General features: G+C 63.1%; 6 protein-coding genes. All 6 read left to right on the top strand.

Annotated features, from left to right (window positions below):
• Positions 1-605: 605 nt before the first annotated feature.
• The 6 genes from mgtA to AC6I7Z_RS15035 all read left to right on the top strand — a co-directional run bounded on the left by mgtA (position 606) and on the right by AC6I7Z_RS15035 (position 16,088).
• The gene (gene mgtA, locus AC6I7Z_RS15060; RefSeq protein WP_497814810.1) at positions 606-3,302 is read left to right on the top strand and encodes a magnesium-translocating P-type ATPase; all 2,697 of its coding nucleotides are present in this window, start codon (positions 606-608) and stop codon (positions 3,300-3,302) included.
• A gap of 10 nt (positions 3,303-3,312) precedes the next feature.
• Complete coding sequence (gene mgtU / locus AC6I7Z_RS15055) at positions 3,313-3,399, top strand: magnesium transporter protection protein MgtU (RefSeq protein WP_497815458.1); 87 nt, start codon at positions 3,313-3,315, stop codon at positions 3,397-3,399.
• 271 nt (positions 3,400-3,670) lie between these two features.
• Entirely contained in the window at positions 3,671-5,365 is a 1,695-nt protein-coding gene (locus AC6I7Z_RS15050) for a ShlB/FhaC/HecB family hemolysin secretion/activation protein (protein ID WP_497814809.1), read from the top strand.
• A 2-nt stretch (positions 5,366-5,367) separates the two neighbouring features.
• Positions 5,368-5,895, top strand: coding sequence for a toxin-activating lysine-acyltransferase (locus AC6I7Z_RS15045; RefSeq protein WP_497814808.1), 528 nt, complete (start codon positions 5,368-5,370; stop codon positions 5,893-5,895).
• Positions 5,896-5,907: 12 nt separating this feature from the next.
• Complete coding sequence (locus AC6I7Z_RS15040) at positions 5,908-15,795, top strand: two-partner secretion domain-containing protein (protein ID WP_497814807.1); 9,888 nt, start codon at positions 5,908-5,910, stop codon at positions 15,793-15,795.
• On the top strand, positions 15,792-16,088 hold the full coding sequence (locus tag AC6I7Z_RS15035) for a contact-dependent growth inhibition system immunity protein (RefSeq protein WP_497814806.1): 297 nt from the start codon (positions 15,792-15,794) through the stop codon (positions 16,086-16,088). The genes AC6I7Z_RS15040 and AC6I7Z_RS15035 overlap by 4 nt, the downstream gene beginning before the upstream one ends.
• The last annotated feature ends 4 nt before the right edge of the window (positions 16,089-16,092 follow it).

The raw sequence follows: 16,092 nt of genomic DNA, 5'->3' as shown, positions 1-16,092 counted from the left end.
AATTCCTTGCCTTATAAAGTAGTCACGCGAGTGTACGAGAGGGCTTAAAGGAAGAATAGTCTATTATTGGCTAACCTTATGCAGAAAGGTTATAAGAGTAGCGCTCTGGTTATAAGAGACGCAAAGCGGTGTTAAGTCAGTATAGAGAAACAGAACCTCAACGAAGCCTATTTAGCCTTAATTTATTCTTTATCCTTTTTTCGCCGCGCTTATAATAGCGGCAACTTTCTACTGGAGAATTCACTTGGACAGTCATTCGATTTGGTTACTGACACTGGCAAGCTGAATTTCCATGCTGCTTGCCATCCGGCGGGCAGCGATCCTCTTTTAATAACGATTGCTCCCTGAAAACGCTATTTATTGCAGGGCGATTGTTATGCTGTTTTTCACTCACGCGCTTTTTCCTCCACCTCGCTCGCGTAGCTGACCGGCTGCGCCCTGCGCCTGCGCCTTCTCACCGCGTCGAGAGATAATTGCGGCGAGCGGTTCGCGCCTGCGGCTTATTCGCCCGTCACGCTACGCACCCCCCTTAAATATTTTCTTTGATTACGCACGCCTGACTTCGCGTGCCGGGATTGCTTTGCCTGTTACAGGGAGAAATCACCATGTCTGAATTAAAACTTGATAGCCAGACGCTGGCGAAAAATAGCCGCCGCGCCGCGCAAAGCGGCGCAAAACATTATTTAATCGAGCAGGAAGCCGAGCGCACGGTCGAGGCGACGCTGGCCCACTTGCACAGCCAGGCAGACGGGCTGAGCCAGCAGGAAGCGGAACGCCGTCTGGCGCAGTTCGGCCCTAACGAGGTGGCGCAGGAGAAAGCGCCACCTGCGCTGCTGCAGCTGCTGATGGCCTTTCACAACCCCTTTATCTACGTGCTGCTGGCGCTGGCGGCGGTAAGCTTTTTCACCGACTACTGGCTGCCGCTGCGCGCTGGGGACGAGGGCGATCTTACCGGCGTAATCATCATCTGCACCATGGTGACGCTGAGCGCGCTGCTGCGTTTCTGGCAGGAGTTTCGCACCAACCGCGCCGCCCAGGCGCTGAAGTCGCTGGTGCGCACCACGGCCACCGCGATGCGCGACGGCGCGCCGCAGGAGATCGCCATGCGCGAGCTGGTGCCTGGCGATATCGTACTGCTCAGCGCCGGGGATCTGGTGCCTGCCGACGTGCGTCTGATCCGCTCGCGCGATCTCTGCGTGAGTCAGGCGGTGCTGACGGGCGAGTCGCTGCCGGTCGAGAAGGTCGATCTCAGCGCCGAGGTGGCGGCGAAAAGCAGCAGCGGTCGGTCGGCGGGCAAAAGCCTGCTGGAACAGGACAACATCTGCCTGATGGGCGCCAGCGTCTCAGGCGGCAGCGCCTGCGCCGTGGTGGTGGCGACCGGCAGTCAGACTTACTTCGGCTCGCTGGCGAAGTCGCTGGTCGGCAGCCGCGCTCAGACCGCGTTTGACCGCGGCGTCAACAGCGTCAGCATGCTGCTGATCCGCTTTATGCTGATTATGGTGCCGGTGGTGTTGTTAATTAACGGCTTCAGCAAAGGCGACTGGACCGACGCCGCGCTGTTCGCGCTGGCCGTCGCCGTGGGGCTGACGCCGGAGATGCTGCCGATGATCGTCAGCTCGAACCTGGCGAAAGGCGCAATGGCGATGGCGCGCCGCAAAGTGATCGTTAAACGCCTTAACGCCATCCAGAACCTCGGCGCGATGGATCTGCTCTGCACCGATAAAACCGGCACGCTGACGCAGGATGAGATCCAGCTGTCGCACGTCCTCAACTGCGACGGCGAAGAGGATGAAGGCGTGCTGCTGCTCGGCTGGCTGAACAGCAGCAGCCAGACGGGCGGCAAAAACCCGATGGATCGGGCGGTGGTGCGCGCGGGCGCGCGACGCATCAGCGAGGCGCAGCGCAGCCGCTATCACAAACAGGATGAGCTGCCTTTCGATTTTGCGCGGCGTCGACTGTCGGTGCTGATGGCCGATCTGCAGCAGGGCGACTCGCTGCTGGTGTGCAAAGGCGCCGTTGAGGAGATGCTCGCCGTATCAACCCGCGTACGCGTCAATGGCGAATGCGTGCCGCTCTGCGCGGCGCGGCGGGCGGCGCTGCAAAAGCTGGCCGAAACCTATAACCAGCAGGGCTTCCGCGTGCTGCTGGTGGCGACGCGCAAAGGGGATATCGCGCTGCCGCTGACGCAGGCGGAGGAGCGCGAGCTGACGCTGGAAGGGATGCTGACTTTCCTCGATCCGCCGAAGGCGAGCGCAGGCGAAGCGATTAAGGCGCTGCGCGCCAGCGGCGTGGCGGTGAAGGTGCTGACCGGCGATAACCCGACAATCACCGCGCGCATCTGTCGTGATGTGGGGCTGGACGCCAGCGGCATGCTGACCGGCGATGAGATCGAGGCGATGAGCGACAGCGAGCTGGCGCAGGCCGCCGAGCGCAGCAGCCTGTTCGCCAGGCTGACGCCGCCGCAGAAAGCGCGGCTGGTGCGGCTGTTCCAGCAGAACGGCCATACGGTCGGCTTCCTCGGCGATGGCATCAACGACGCCCCGGCGCTGCGCGACGCCGACGTGGGAATTTCGGTCGACAGCGCGGCGGATATCGCCAAAGAGTCCTCCGACATTATTCTGCTGGAGAAAGATCTGCGCGTGCTGGAAGCGGGCGTGCTGAAAGGGCGCGAAACCTTCGGCAATATCATTAAGTATCTGAACATGACCGCCAGCTCCAACTACGGCAACGTCTTTTCCGTGTTGATCGCCAGCGCCTTTATTCCGTTTCTGCCGATGCTGTCGATTCATCTGCTGCTGCAGAACCTGATGTATGACATCTCCCAGCTGGCGCTGCCCTGGGACAAAATGGACCCGGAGTTCCTGCGCAAGCCGCGCAAATGGGATGCCGGCAATATCCGCCGCTTTATGCTGTGGATGGGGCCGACCTCGTCGCTGTTCGATATCACCACCTTCGCGCTGATGTGGTACGTCTTCGGCGCGAATCACGCGGGCGCGCAGTCGCTGTTTCAGTCCGGCTGGTTCGTTGAAGGCCTGCTGTCGCAGACGCTGGTGGTGCATATGCTGCGCACGCAGAAGATCCCCTTTATTCAGAGCCGCGCGGCGCTGCCGGTGCTGCTGACCACCTTCGCCATTATGGCGCTCGGCATCGCCATTCCCTTCTCGCCGCTCGGCGCGATGGTCGGTCTGGTGCCGCTGCCGCTCGCCTATTTCCCCTGGCTGGCGGCAACGCTGTTCGGCTATTGCCTGGTGGCGCAGGGCATGAAGCGGATCTATATCCGCCGCTTCGGCCAGTGGTTCTAGGAGAGCGAACATGAAAAAAAGAAGGCTCGACCGGGCATTTATCGGCGTCGCGCTTATCGCCATCGCGCTGATTCTGCTGACGGTGATAGTGCGCTAACTGGCGGGCGGCGAGGTGACTCGCCGCCCTTATCCTGCCGCCAGGGTTAAAACTCAGATATTATCGGCCTCAATTTTCCCGCCTGCTTTTTTTTATCAGCACCGCCATCCAGCGCTTCCCTGTCTATACAAAATTGTAAAATCCATTAAACAATCCGACTGAATATTCATCAGATGAGAGTTGTCGCTAACCTGAATTTATGGATAATACGCAGTAAATTTTACTTAAATTAACATAATTTACGATTGCTTTACGCGACAGGGACTGTCTGATGTATCTTCGGCATAAATCTATTCCGCTCTCTTTCTCTCTGCTGGCTGGCGTTTTTTTAACCGCGCAGGCCGCTGCCGCCGACGCGTTTCCTGACGCCAGCGAACAGATCCGCCAGCAGCAACAGCGCCAGCAGGCGCTGGAGCAACAAATCGAACCGAAGGCGCCCGACGTGCGGCTTTCGCCGCCCGCTTCCAGCTTCGGACGCATCAACTTTCCCGTTGAAAAGCCCTGTTTTCCCATCGCGCGCGTCGAGCTGCAGGGGCAGCAGGCGCTGCCGCACTGGCTGCCGCTGCGCCGCATCGCCAGCCAGGCGCAGGGAAAATGCCTGGGCGCGCAGGGCATTAACCTGCTGATGAGCGCCCTGCAAAACCGGCTGGTGGATCACGGCTACGTCACCACGCGCGTGCTGGCGCCTTCGCAGGATCTCAACAGCGGGACGCTGCGGCTGGTGATCCTGCCCGGCTACGTGCGTGAGGCGAAGCTGACGCCGGAGAGCGATCGCCATCTCTGGCTCTATAGCGCTTTTCCCGCGCACGCCGGCAACCTGCTTGATTTACGCGATATCGAGCAGGGGCTGGAAAACCTGCAGCGGCTGCCGACCGTGCAGGCCGAGATGTCGGTGGTGCCCGGCGAACAGCCGGGCGAAAGCGATATTCAGGTGAGCTGGAAGCAGCAAAAAATGTGGCGCGTCGGCCTGTCGCTGGACGACTCCGGCACCCGCAGCACCGGCCGCTACCTGGGCGGCGTCACGCTGTCGCTCGACAACCCTTTCGCCCTGAGCGACCTCTTTTACCTCTCTGCCACGCACGATCTGCAAGGCCAGGGCGGCAAGGGCAGCAAAAACTTCACCGGCCACTACTCGGTGCCGTTCGGCTACTGGATGTTTTCCGCAACGGGCAGCGACTACGACTATCACCAGACGGTCGCCGGCACGAATCAGGACTACCGCTACAGCGGAAAAAGCAAAAGCCTCGATCTGCAGCTCAGCCGGGTGCTGCACCGCAGCGGCTCGCAGAAAACGTCGCTGACCTATGACGTGCTGACGCGCGAAACCCGCAACTATATCAACGACACCGAGGTGCAGGTGCAGCGGCGACAGACCGCCGCCTGGCGTATCGGCCTGCAGCATCGTCACTACATCCGCCAGGCGACGCTGGACGCGGGCGTCAGCTATCAGCGCGGCACGCGCTGGTTCGGCGCCCAGCCTGCGCCGGAGGAGTATTTCGGCGAGGCGACGGCGCTGAGCAAAATCGTGCAGCTTAACGCGCAGTTCAACCTGCCGTTCCACATCGGCGATCGGCATTTTCGTTACAACATGCAGTATCTGCGCCAGATGAGCAGCACGCCGCTCACGCCGCAGGAGCAGTTCTCTATCGGCAACCGCTGGACGGTGCGCGGCTTCGACGGCGAGCGCACGCTCAACGCCAGCCGCGGCTGGTATCTGCGCAACGACATCGCCTGGAGCACGCCGTTGCCCGCGCAGGAGCTTTATCTCGGCGTGGACTATGGCGAGGTAGGCGGCGCAGGCAGCGAACTGCTCACCGGCCAGCACCTGGCGGGCGGGGTGGCAGGGCTGCGCGGGCAGGCCTTTAACACCGGCTATGACCTGTTTATCGGCACGCCGCTCTCTAAACCGGACGGCCTGCGCACCAGCAACGTCACGCTCGGCTTCAACCTCAACTGGAGCTACTGAGCATGCGCGCGGGAAACTATGAAATTAAATCGCCGCTGATCCTCGGCGGCCAGGAGAGCGAAGCGGAAGTGCTGGGCGCCGCGGTCTGGCTCTGGATGCACTCGCCGCTGCATCGCGACGCGCCGCTGCACGCGCTGCCGACGCTGCTGCTGCCGATCGTTAAAAGGCAGCAGTACGTGCTGGTCGCCGAAGCGGGCGAACCGGTTTTTTTCTTTAGCTGGGCCTGGCTGAATGAAGAGGCCGAAGCGCGCTATCTCACGCTGCCTGCGATCCATTTCCCGCCTGAAGACTGGAACAGCGGCGAGCGCATGTGGTGCTGCGACTGGATCGCGCCGTTTGGCCATACCGCGGCGATGAGCCGTCTGGTGCGCCGCGACCTCTTTCCTCACGCCTGCTGGCGGGCGTTAGACCATCGCGGCGAGCAGCGCGGCAAGCGCGTGTTGAATTTTCATGGCGCCAGCGTCAGCCGCGAGTCGGCAAAAAAGTGGCGGCAGCAGCATCCGCTCGCCGTGGCGTTACCGCAAATCTGATAGGGACATTAGATGAACAGAAACCTCTACCGCATTATTTTCAACAAAGCGCGCGGCATGCTGATGGTGGTGGCCGATATTGCCGGTTCAGGCCGCGCAGGCGGCGCACGCGCATCGGGCCAGGGCCGCACGCTCAGCCGACTCATCGGCCGGGTTGGCGCGCTGAGCTTTAGCCTCTGGCTGGCGATGGGCGTCATCCAGCCCGCCAGCGCCGCCATCGTCGCCGATCCTCAGGCGCCGGGCGGTCAGCAGCCGACCATTATCAACAGCGCCAACGGCACGCCGCAGATCAATATTCAGACCCCTTCCGCCGGCGGCGTGTCGCGCAACAGCTACAGCCAGTTCGACGTCGGGCAGCAGGGCGCCATCCTCAACAACTCCCACAAAAACGTCCAGACCGAGCTGGGCGGCATGGTGAGCGGCAACCCCTGGCTCGCCCGCGGCGAGGCCAAAGTGATCCTCAACGAGGTTAACTCGCGCGATCCCAGCCGCCTGAACGGCTTTGTCGAAGTGGCGGGACAAAAAGCGCAGGTAGTGATCGCCAACCCGTCCGGCATCACCTGTAACGGCTGCGGATTTATCAACGCCAACCGCGCCACGCTGACCACCGGCCAGGCGCAGATGAATAACGGCAACCTCACCGGTTTTAACGTCGAGCGCGGCGAGGTGGCGGTCGAAGGCGCGGGGATGGACAGCTCGCGCCAGGACTACACCGACATTATCGCCCGTTCGGTGAAAATTAACGCCAGCGTCTGGGCTAAGGATCTGAACGTCACCACCGGACGCAACCAGGTGGATGCGGCGCATCAGCAGGTCACGAAACAGGGCGACGATGCCGCTTCGCGTCCGCAGGTGGCGCTGGACGTCTCCAGCCTCGGCGGCATGTATGCCGGGAAAATCCGCCTGATCGGCACCGAAGCGGGCGTCGGCGTGCGCAACGCGGGCAATATCGGCGCGCAGGCCGGCGCGGTAACCCTCACCGCCGACGGTCGCATCGAAAACAGCGGCAGCATACGCAGCAGCGGCGAGCTGCAGGTCGCCGCCAGGGAAGGCCTGAGCAACAGCGGCGCGATCTTCGCCGGCGGCAGCGCCACGGTCGCCAGCGCGGCAGAGCTGCAAAACAGCGGCTCCGTCGCCGCGCGCAATAACGTTACGCTACAGGCGGCTCGTCTCAACAGCGCGACGTCGGGCATCCTTGCCGCAGGCGTACAGGATGACGGCAGGCTCGGCGAGTCAGGCGATCTGACGCTCGCCGCCGATGGCGCGCTGAGCGCGCAGGGCGAGAACCTGGCGGGCGGCAGCCTGACCGCGCGCGGCCAGCGCCTGGATCTCAGCGGCAGCCGCACGCAGGGGAAAAACATCACCCTCGAAGCGCGCGACGGCGACATCGCGACGCGCGGCGGCACGCTCGTGGCGCAGCAGCAGCTCGCTGCCCGCACCGGCAAAATGCTGGATAACGACGGCGGCACGCTGACCGCCAGCAAGCTCGATCTGCAGGCGCACGATCTCTCCAGCCAGCAGGGTCAGATTACGCAAACCGGCGGCGACGACCTCGCTATCGCGCTGCCGGGCAGCCTGAATAACCGCGGCGGACGCATTGCCAGCAGCAGCGGCAGCCTGACCCTGAACGCCGATACGCTCGATAACCAGTCCGGCGAGATCGCCCATGCCGGCAGCGGCGCGCTGGCCATCGACGCGCGTAGTCTGCAGGGCGAAGGCGGCAAGCTGCTTTCCAACGGCCAGCTCAGCCTGCGCGGCGGCGAGTTCAACCTCGATAAGGGAACGACCTCCGCGCAGCAGATCGACGCCGATGTCGACAGCCTGTCGAATCAGCAGGGCCAGCTGGTGCAGAGCGGCAGCGGCGAGATGCGGCTGCATACGCGCGGCGCCCTGAATAACCAGGGCGGCCAGCTGGCGGGCAACGGCAATATCGACCTCAAGGCCGCGGCGCTGGATAACCGCTCTGGCGCCATCGTCGCCGCGCAGCAGGGCAGCCTGACGGCGCAGGTCAGCGGCGCGGTCGACAACCGCCAGGGCGAACTGGCGGCGAGCCGCGACCTCAGGCTGAACGCCGATCGGCTGGACAACCGGCAGGGCCGCGCGTCGGCGGCAACCGGCGCCGCCAGCCTCGCCACGCAGCAGGCGCTGGCGAATCAGGCGGGCCGTATTGAGGCAGAGGGCGATCTGACCCTCAGCGCCGCCGGTCTGGACAACCAGGCGGGCACGCTGCTGGGCGATAACCTGCAGCTGGGGCTAGGAGAGCGCGCGCTGGATAACCAGCGCGGCGTCATCGCCGCGTCAGGCGCGCTGCGCAGCGACAGCGGCGCGCTCAACAACGACGGCGGGCTGCTGCAGGCGGGCGGCGATCTGCTGCTCGACACGCACGGCGCGCGCCTGAGCAATCAGATGAGCGGCGACAGCGGCGGCATCCTGAGTGCCGGCGCGCTGACGCTGCGCAGCGGCGATCTGGATAACCGCCAGGGGATGCTGGCGGGCGGCGGCGCTACCCGGCTAACCACGCAGGCGCTGAATAACAGCGGCGGCACGCTGGTGGGCAAACAGCAGCTGCGGATTGAGAGCGACGGCGCGCTAACCAATGATGCGGGCCTGTTGCAGTCGGGCGGCGACGCCCGTATCGACACGCACGGCTATGCGCTGAGCAACCGCGACAGCGGCAGCAAGGGCGGCATCAGCAGCCTGGGCGCGCTTACGCTTAACGCCAGGGCGATCGACAACCAGCAGGGCTTTATCGCCAGCCAGGGCGATCTCCAGTTAGACGGCGCGCAGCTGGATAACCAGCGCGGCACGCTCGCCTCGCAGGCGGTGCTTTCCGCCGCTGCGGCGAGCATCAGCAACCAGAGCGGCGCCATCAAGGCGGGCCAGGCGCTAACGCTGGAGGCGGCGCAGCGGCTTGATAACCAGGGCGGCACGATCGGCGCGGGCAAGGCGCTGCGCGTCACGGCCGCCGAGCTGCTTAACGGCCAGGGCGTGCTGGCGAGCGGCGACACAGGCAGCCTGAGCGTCGAGATGCTGGATAACCGCGGCGGGCAGCTGGCGGCGCAGCAGGCGCTGACGCTGCGCGGCGGCACGCTCGACAACAGCGACGGCGGCCTTATCCAGAGCGGCGATCGTCTCGATATCGGCGTAGATGCGCTGCTTAACCAGAACAGCGGCGAGAAAGGCGGGCTGACCAGTCAGGGCGAGATGCTGATCCGCGCCGGGCGGATGGAGAACGCGCAGGGGCTGGCCCTGAGCGGAAAAGCCTTGCAGCTGGCGGCGGGCAGCCTGAATAATGCAGCTGGCACGCTGGTGGCGCAGGATCAGCTTCGCCTCGATATCGCATCGCCGCAGAACGCGCTGCGCCTCAACACCGCATCGATGCTAAACGCGCTGCGTCTCGATACCGCATCGGCGCTGAATAACCAGGCAGGTCTGCTGCAGGGCGGTAGCGTGCTCATCGACAGCCACGGCCAGGGCGTCGACAACCAGAACGGCACCCTCTACAGCCTGGGCGATCTCAGCCTGCAAGGCGGCGATATCGACAATCAGGGCGGCACGCTGGGCGCGAAAGGCGATCTCAGCCTGCAAAGCGGCGAGCTGGATAACCGCAACGGCGGGCGCGTGGTGAGCGAGCAGGCGGCCAGCCTCACCACCGCGCATCTGGATAACCGCGGCGGGCAGATCCAGAGCGTCGGCGATCTGCTGCTGTCGAGCGCGCAGGGCGTTATTGATAACGCCGCCGGTCTTATCCGCAGCGGCGCGACCGCCGTGCTCAACGCGCTGCAGCTCAATAACCAGGATACCCAGGGCGCGCAGCAGGGCATCGAAGCGGCAAACCTCAACGTCAACAGCGACAGCATCGCCAACCAGCGCGGCACGCTGCTGGCCGACCGGCAGCTGACCATCAACAGCCAGGGCAGCGTCGATAACAGTCAGGGCGAGCTCTCTGCAGGAGAGGATCTTTTGCTGCAGGGCAACGGCCTGACGCTGACCAACAGCGCGGGCGGCGTCAAGGCGGGGCGATCGCTGACGATCCGCGCCGATCGCATCGGCGGCGACGGCCAGATCCTCTCGCGCGGCGATATCACGCTGGTCAGCCAGCAGAGCCTGAACAACAGCGGCGAGATGATCGCCAACGGCAGCTTCAACTTCACCACGCCGGGCGACGTCGTTAACAGCGGCAAGCTGCTGGCGGGCGGCAAGCTGGATCTGCGCGCCAGCAATCTGCTGAACGCCGCCAGCGGCGAGATCAATGCCGGGCAGGACTGGCTGACCCTCAACGGGCAGCTCACCAACTACGGCCTGATCGACGGCAAGCAGACGCTGCTTAAAGCCGGCACCTTAACCAATATCGGCAGCGGCCGGATTTACGGCGATACGATCGGCGTGCAGGCCGGCACCTTCAATAACCTGGCGGAAAACGGCACCGCCGCCACGCTGGCGGGACGTGAGCGGGTCGATATCGGCGTTCAGACGCTGAACAACCGCGATCACGGCCTGATCTACAGCGCGGGGGATATGGCGCTGGGCGGGCAGCTGGACGCCAGCGGGCTGGCGATCGGCAGGGCCGACACCCTCAACAACCACAGCGCCACCATCGAGTCGGCGGGCGATATGCAGATCGACGCCGGGCAGATCAATAACGTCAACGACCATTTCAGCACCGAGCTGGCGACCGTTTCCACAGAGGCGATCACCGAGTATCAGCAGTCGGGGGACACCGTACGCTGGAAAGCGGGCGAAGAGGGCGTGTTTGTCGATCGCAACTCCGCCGACTCGCTGCTAAACCTCAACACGCCGGGCAAAACCGGCAGCAACCACGACCGTTTTACCCAGTATGACTACATCCGCACGGTGCAGGAGACGCAGATCGCCGAAAGCGATCCGGCGAAGATCATCGCGGGCGGCAATATGACGGTGAACGCCGATAAGGTGTTCAACGATAAGAGCCAAATCGTAGCGGGCAATACGCTGACGATGAACGCGGGCGAGCTTGATAATGTCGAGGTGGCGGGCCAGCGCATCACCACCGACGAAGGTAAAGTTACCAGCTACTACCGCATCCGCCATAAAGGCGGCGACAGCCAGGGTAAAAAAAGCTCAGCCTATACGCCGCCGGAGGTGATTGAGACGATTGCGCTGAAGCCGAGCCAGCTGGTCGATCACGGCGACATTAGCGGCACGCCCTTATCGCTGGCGCCGCAGAGCGCGCAGGGCACCGACGCGGCAATCGGCCATACCGGCAGCGTCAGCGCCGCCGTGGCGGGCAGCGCGCTTGCGCCTGACTGGCAGGCGGTCGATACCGGCGCGCTGCCCGCTATCGCCGCCGCTGCCCTGAAGCCGGGGCAGCGCTTTGAAGTCGCCAGCGGCGTCGCGCCGCAGCAGGGCGAAGCGGCGAGCGTGGTGCGCATCGTCGGGCCGGATACGCGCCTGCCGGACAACAGCCTGTTCAAAACCAATCCGTCGCCCGGCGGTAAATACCTGGTGGAGACCGATCCGCGCTTTACCCAGGAGAAGCAGTGGCTGAGCAGCGACTATATGCAGGAGAGGCTGACGCAGAACAGCGACAACGTCCTGAAGCGGCTGGGCGACGGCTACTACGAGCAGCGTCTGATCCGGGAACAGGTGATTAATCTGACGGGTCAGCGTTATCTGGACGGCTACAGTAACGACGAAGAGCAGTACAAGGCGCTGATGAACAACGCCATCGACTTCAGTCAGGAATACCACCTGACGCTCGGCGTGGCGCTGACGCCGCAGCAGATGGCGCTGCTGACCAAAGATATCGTCTGGCTGGTGAACGCGCAGGTCAGGCTGCCGGATGGTTCCACCCAGACGGTGCTGGTACCGCAGGTTTACGCGCGCGTTCAGCCAGGCGATGTCGACGGCAGCGGCGCGCTGATTGCGGGCCGCAACCTCAACCTGAACCTGGGCGGCGGCCTGTTCAACAGCGGCACGCTGGCCGGACGCGAAGTGGTGAAGCTGAGCGCCGACAACATCACTAACCTGGCGGGCACCATCAAGGGCGCCAGCGTCGATCTCGCTGCCCGCACCGATATCAATAACATCGGCGGCGTGATCCAGGGCACCGACTCGCTGCTGGCCAGCGCCGGACGGGATATCAACGCCATCAGCACCACGCGCAGCGTTGAGAGCCGCAGCGGCGACAACAGCTTTGCGCGCACCACCGTCGACAGCGTGGCGGGCATGTACGTGCAGGGCGACGACGGCAGGCTGATCCTGCAGGCGGGGCGCGATATCAATCTGACGGCGGCGCAGGTGGTCAACAGCGGCGAGTCGAGCCAGACGGTGCTTCATGCGGGCCGCGACCTCAGCCTTAATACCGTTACCACCGCGAGCCGCGACGATATCGTCTGGGACGGTGACAACAGCCTGAAGCAGGGCAATACGCAGGAGGTCGGCAGCGAAGTGGTGGGCAAAGGCGACGTCTCGCTGCTGGCAGGCAACGATCTTAAGGCGCGCGCCGCCACCCTGTCGGCTGACCTCGCGCTGGCGCTGACTGCCGGACAGGATGTTACGCTGACGAATGGTGAGAACACCCAGGATCTGGACGAGCGGCATAAGGTGACCGGCAGCAGCGGCTGGCTGTCGAAGAGCACCACCACCACGCGTGACCAGATTGCGCGCCAGACGGCGCAGGGCAGCGCGCTGAGCGGCGACAGCGTCACGGTTGCGGCAGGCAACGACCTGCGCGTGCAGGGCAGCCAGATCGCGGGCACGCGCGACGTCGCGCTGCAGGCGGGCAACGACCTCAGCGTGGTGGGCGCGACGGAGCGCAACAGCGAACAGCATCTGGCGCAGGAGAAAAAGAGCGGGCTGTCGGGCACCGGCGGCATCGGCTTCAGTTACGGCACGCAGAGCCTGAAAACCACCGACATGGCGCAGGATGTGACGAACCAGGGCAGCACCGTCGGCAGCGTGAACGGCAACGTGACGCTGGAGGCGGGCAACCGTCTGGACGTGAACGGCTCCGAGCTTATCGCCGGCAAAAACCTGACGCTGGACGGGCGCGACGTCAGCATCACCGCGGCGCAGAACCAGAGCAGCCAGACGCACAAGGTGGAGCAGAAAACCTCCGGCCTGACGCTGGCGCTCTCCGGCACGGTGGGCAGCGCGCTCAATACGGCGGCGCAGACGGTGCAGGAGGCGAAGTCCGCCGACAGCGGACGGCTGGCGGCGCTGCAGGGCACCAAAGCCGCGCTCAGCGGCGTGCAGGCGACGCAGGCCGCGCGGCTGGCGGCGGCTCAGGGCAACAGCCCGGAGAACAACAACGCCATCGGGGTCAGCCTCTCTTACGGCAGCCAGTCCTCCACCTCCACCCAGCAGAGCGAGCAGCGCACCGCCCAGGGCAGCAGCCTGACGGCGGGGGACAACCTGAGCGTGGTGGCGCGCGGCAGCGGCGTGAAAGGCGCCGACGGCGACCTGACGGTGCAGGGCAGCCAGCTGCAGGCCGGCAAGGATGTGCTGCTGTCGGCCAACCGCGACCTGAACCTGCTGTCGGCCGCTAATACCTCCTCGCTGGAGGGCAAAAACGAGAGCCACGGCGGCAGCCTGGGCGTGGGCATCGGCGCGGGCCAGGGCGGCATGGGCATCAGCGTCTCCGCCAGCGTCAACAAGGGCAAAGGCAGCGAGCAGGGCAGCGGCGTCACCCACACCGAAACTCAGGTAAGCGCGGGCAGCCAGGTAACGATGGTGAGCGGGCGCGACACCACTCTTCAGGGCGCGCAGGTGAGCGGCGAGAAGGTGAAGGCGGAGGTGGGCCGCAACCTGACGCTGGCGAGCGAGCAGGACAGCGACCGCTACGACTCGAAGCAGCAGAGCGCCAGCGCGGGCGGCAGCTTTACCTTCGGCTCGATGACCGGCTCGGCCAGCGTCAACGCGAGCCGGGACAAGATGCACAGCACCTGGCAGAGCGTGGAGGAGCAGACCGGCATCTTCGCGGGCAAAGGCGGCTTTGACGTGAGCGTCGGGGCGCACACGCAGCTGGACGGGGCGGTAATCGGCTCGACGGCGGCGGCGGATAAAAACCGGCTGGAGACGGGCACGCTCGGGTTCAGCGATATTGAGAACCACGCGGACTATAAGGTGGAGCACCAGAGCGCGGGCATCAGCACGGGCGGCAGCATCGCGGGTCAGTTTGCCGGAAATATGGCGAACGGGCTGCTGGTGGGAGCGAACCACAGCGGCAGCGACAGCTCGGTGACGAAGGCGGCGGTGAGCGAGGGCGCGATAGTTATCCGCGATCGGGAGAAGCAGACGCAGGACGTGAGCGGGCTGAGCCGGGACGTGGAGCACGCCAACCAGACGCTCTCGCCGATATTCGACAAGGAGCGTGAGCAGAACCGGCTGCAGGAGGCGCAGCTGATTGGTGAGATTGGCAGCCAGGCGGCGGATATCGCGCGGACGGAGGGGCAGATACGGGCCACGAACGCCGGTAAGGCGGAGCTGGCGAAGAACGGCATAACAGAGCCGGGAGCAGGCGCGTCGCAGGACGACTGGGCGAAGTACAACGAGAAGCTGACGGCGACGGACAGCTATAAGGCGGCGCAGCAGCAGTGGGGCACGGGCAGCGCCATCCAGCAGGGCATTCAGGCGGCGACGGCGGCAGTGCAGGGTCTGGCGGGCGGCAACCTGGCGCAGGCGGCCAGCGGAGCGGCGGCACCTTACCTGGCGGAGGTCATCCACAACATGACCACCACGAAGGATGCGAACGGCAAAGAGGTGGTGAACGTCGAGGCGAACCTGATGGCGCACGCGGTGGTAGGCGCGGTAACGGCTTACGCGGCGGGCAACAGCGCGCTGGCAGGCGCCTCGGGCGCGGCGATGGGCGAGTATATCGCGCAGCAGATGTATCCGGGCGTGGACCGCAAGGACCTGACGGAAGAGCAGCGCCAGACGATAAGCGCGCTGGGCACGCTGGCGGCGGGACTGGCGGGCGGCGTGACGGGTGACAGCACGGCAGGTGCGGTGGCGGGAGCGCAGGCGGGGAGGAATGCGATTGAGAATAATGCATTAAACGTTAAGCAGAATCAGTCCCGTGTTCAGGAAATGATACAGTGTCGGGGCGATAAGGCTTGTGAGGCCTCCGTCACTGAAAAATACAGGCAGATTTCTGCCGCACAACAGAAGCGAGTTGTGGAGTGTAGAGGAGCTAAGGACTGCGTTGACAAGGCAAACGAAGTCAGTAGATTACAGGCCGAATACGCTAACCGCACCAGTGAGCTACTGGAAAAAGCGCGAGTTAATGGAGGACTAAGCGAGGCAGATCAGAACGAGCTTTCAATCCTACAGGTGACAACTATTCAGCTTGAAGCAGACAGAAATGCGGCGATTCATAACGCATTGATGTCCGATGATTCACCTGAAGCGAAGCAGCTTGCGATAAACTCGCTGGCACAGGCGGTTGGAACCAGTGCAGCGGGAATAGCGGCGGGTATTGGCAAAGGTAGTAATGCAGGGGCTAATAAAGTACTGGCAACCGGACAACATAGTACGATTGTTCCTGGTGGCGGATTGGCTGCCCATGAAAAAGCAGGCGGCCATTTAATAGAGCGACATGTAGGAAAAACTGAAGCGGAGCTATTTGATAGAGTGTCTACAGGTAATACAAAAACAGCATCGACATTTACTGATAGAGCTACGGCAGAATCTGTCGTAAGTAAAGCTATTGATAATAATCAAGCGAAAATCCAGAAGTACTTATCTGGCAGCCAAAAAGGCTACTTAGAGCTTGATTATCAATCTTCTGCAGCTATTGGTATCAGTGTTACTCGCGGCTCGACAGGCGCTGTATCTGCTACAAACGCAAGGATAATCATTGGTAGAGATCCTTCAATGCCTGGCGGATACAAAATCATTACTGGATACCCAACACCATGAACGTTAATGAGAAATTCCCTTCGCTGTCATATTTATTAAGGTGCTATTTCAACCAAGATTTTGAGGTGCTATTTGGTAATGCAGATGAAACCTTAGCCGCTTATAGAGCTACTGAAACGGTGGAGGAACGGTTGCAGTTGAAATTTGAAATAGATGAGCTAATAACTCTTTCTTTATCAGATCATGAATTACAAGACATACTGCTGAACAAAATTGATTGCGGTTATTATTACCCTAATGAGTGGCCCTCATCAGAAGAATGGTTGCAACATATAGTTAAGAAAACGAACTAAATAA

Source organism: Pantoea sp. X-Soil-MYKO-1289 (assembly GCF_059730625.1).
The sequence above is the reverse complement of the archived record's forward strand: the minus strand, read 5'-3'. Positions and strand labels throughout refer to the sequence as shown.

Coding starts and splice junctions, on each gene's coding strand:
- AC6I7Z_RS15050 (WP_497814809.1), top strand. CDS start 3,671: ATGTATCTTCGGCATAAATCTATTCCGCTCTCTTTCTCTCTGCTGGCT.
- AC6I7Z_RS15035 (WP_497814806.1), top strand. CDS start 15,792: ATGAACGTTAATGAGAAATTCCCTTCGCTGTCATATTTATTAAGGTGC.
- AC6I7Z_RS15045 (WP_497814808.1), top strand. CDS start 5,368: ATGCGCGCGGGAAACTATGAAATTAAATCGCCGCTGATCCTCGGCGGC.
- AC6I7Z_RS15040 (WP_497814807.1), top strand. CDS start 5,908: ATGAACAGAAACCTCTACCGCATTATTTTCAACAAAGCGCGCGGCATG.
- mgtU (WP_497815458.1), top strand. CDS start 3,313: ATGAAAAAAAGAAGGCTCGACCGGGCATTTATCGGCGTCGCGCTTATC.
- mgtA (WP_497814810.1), top strand. CDS start 606: ATGTCTGAATTAAAACTTGATAGCCAGACGCTGGCGAAAAATAGCCGC.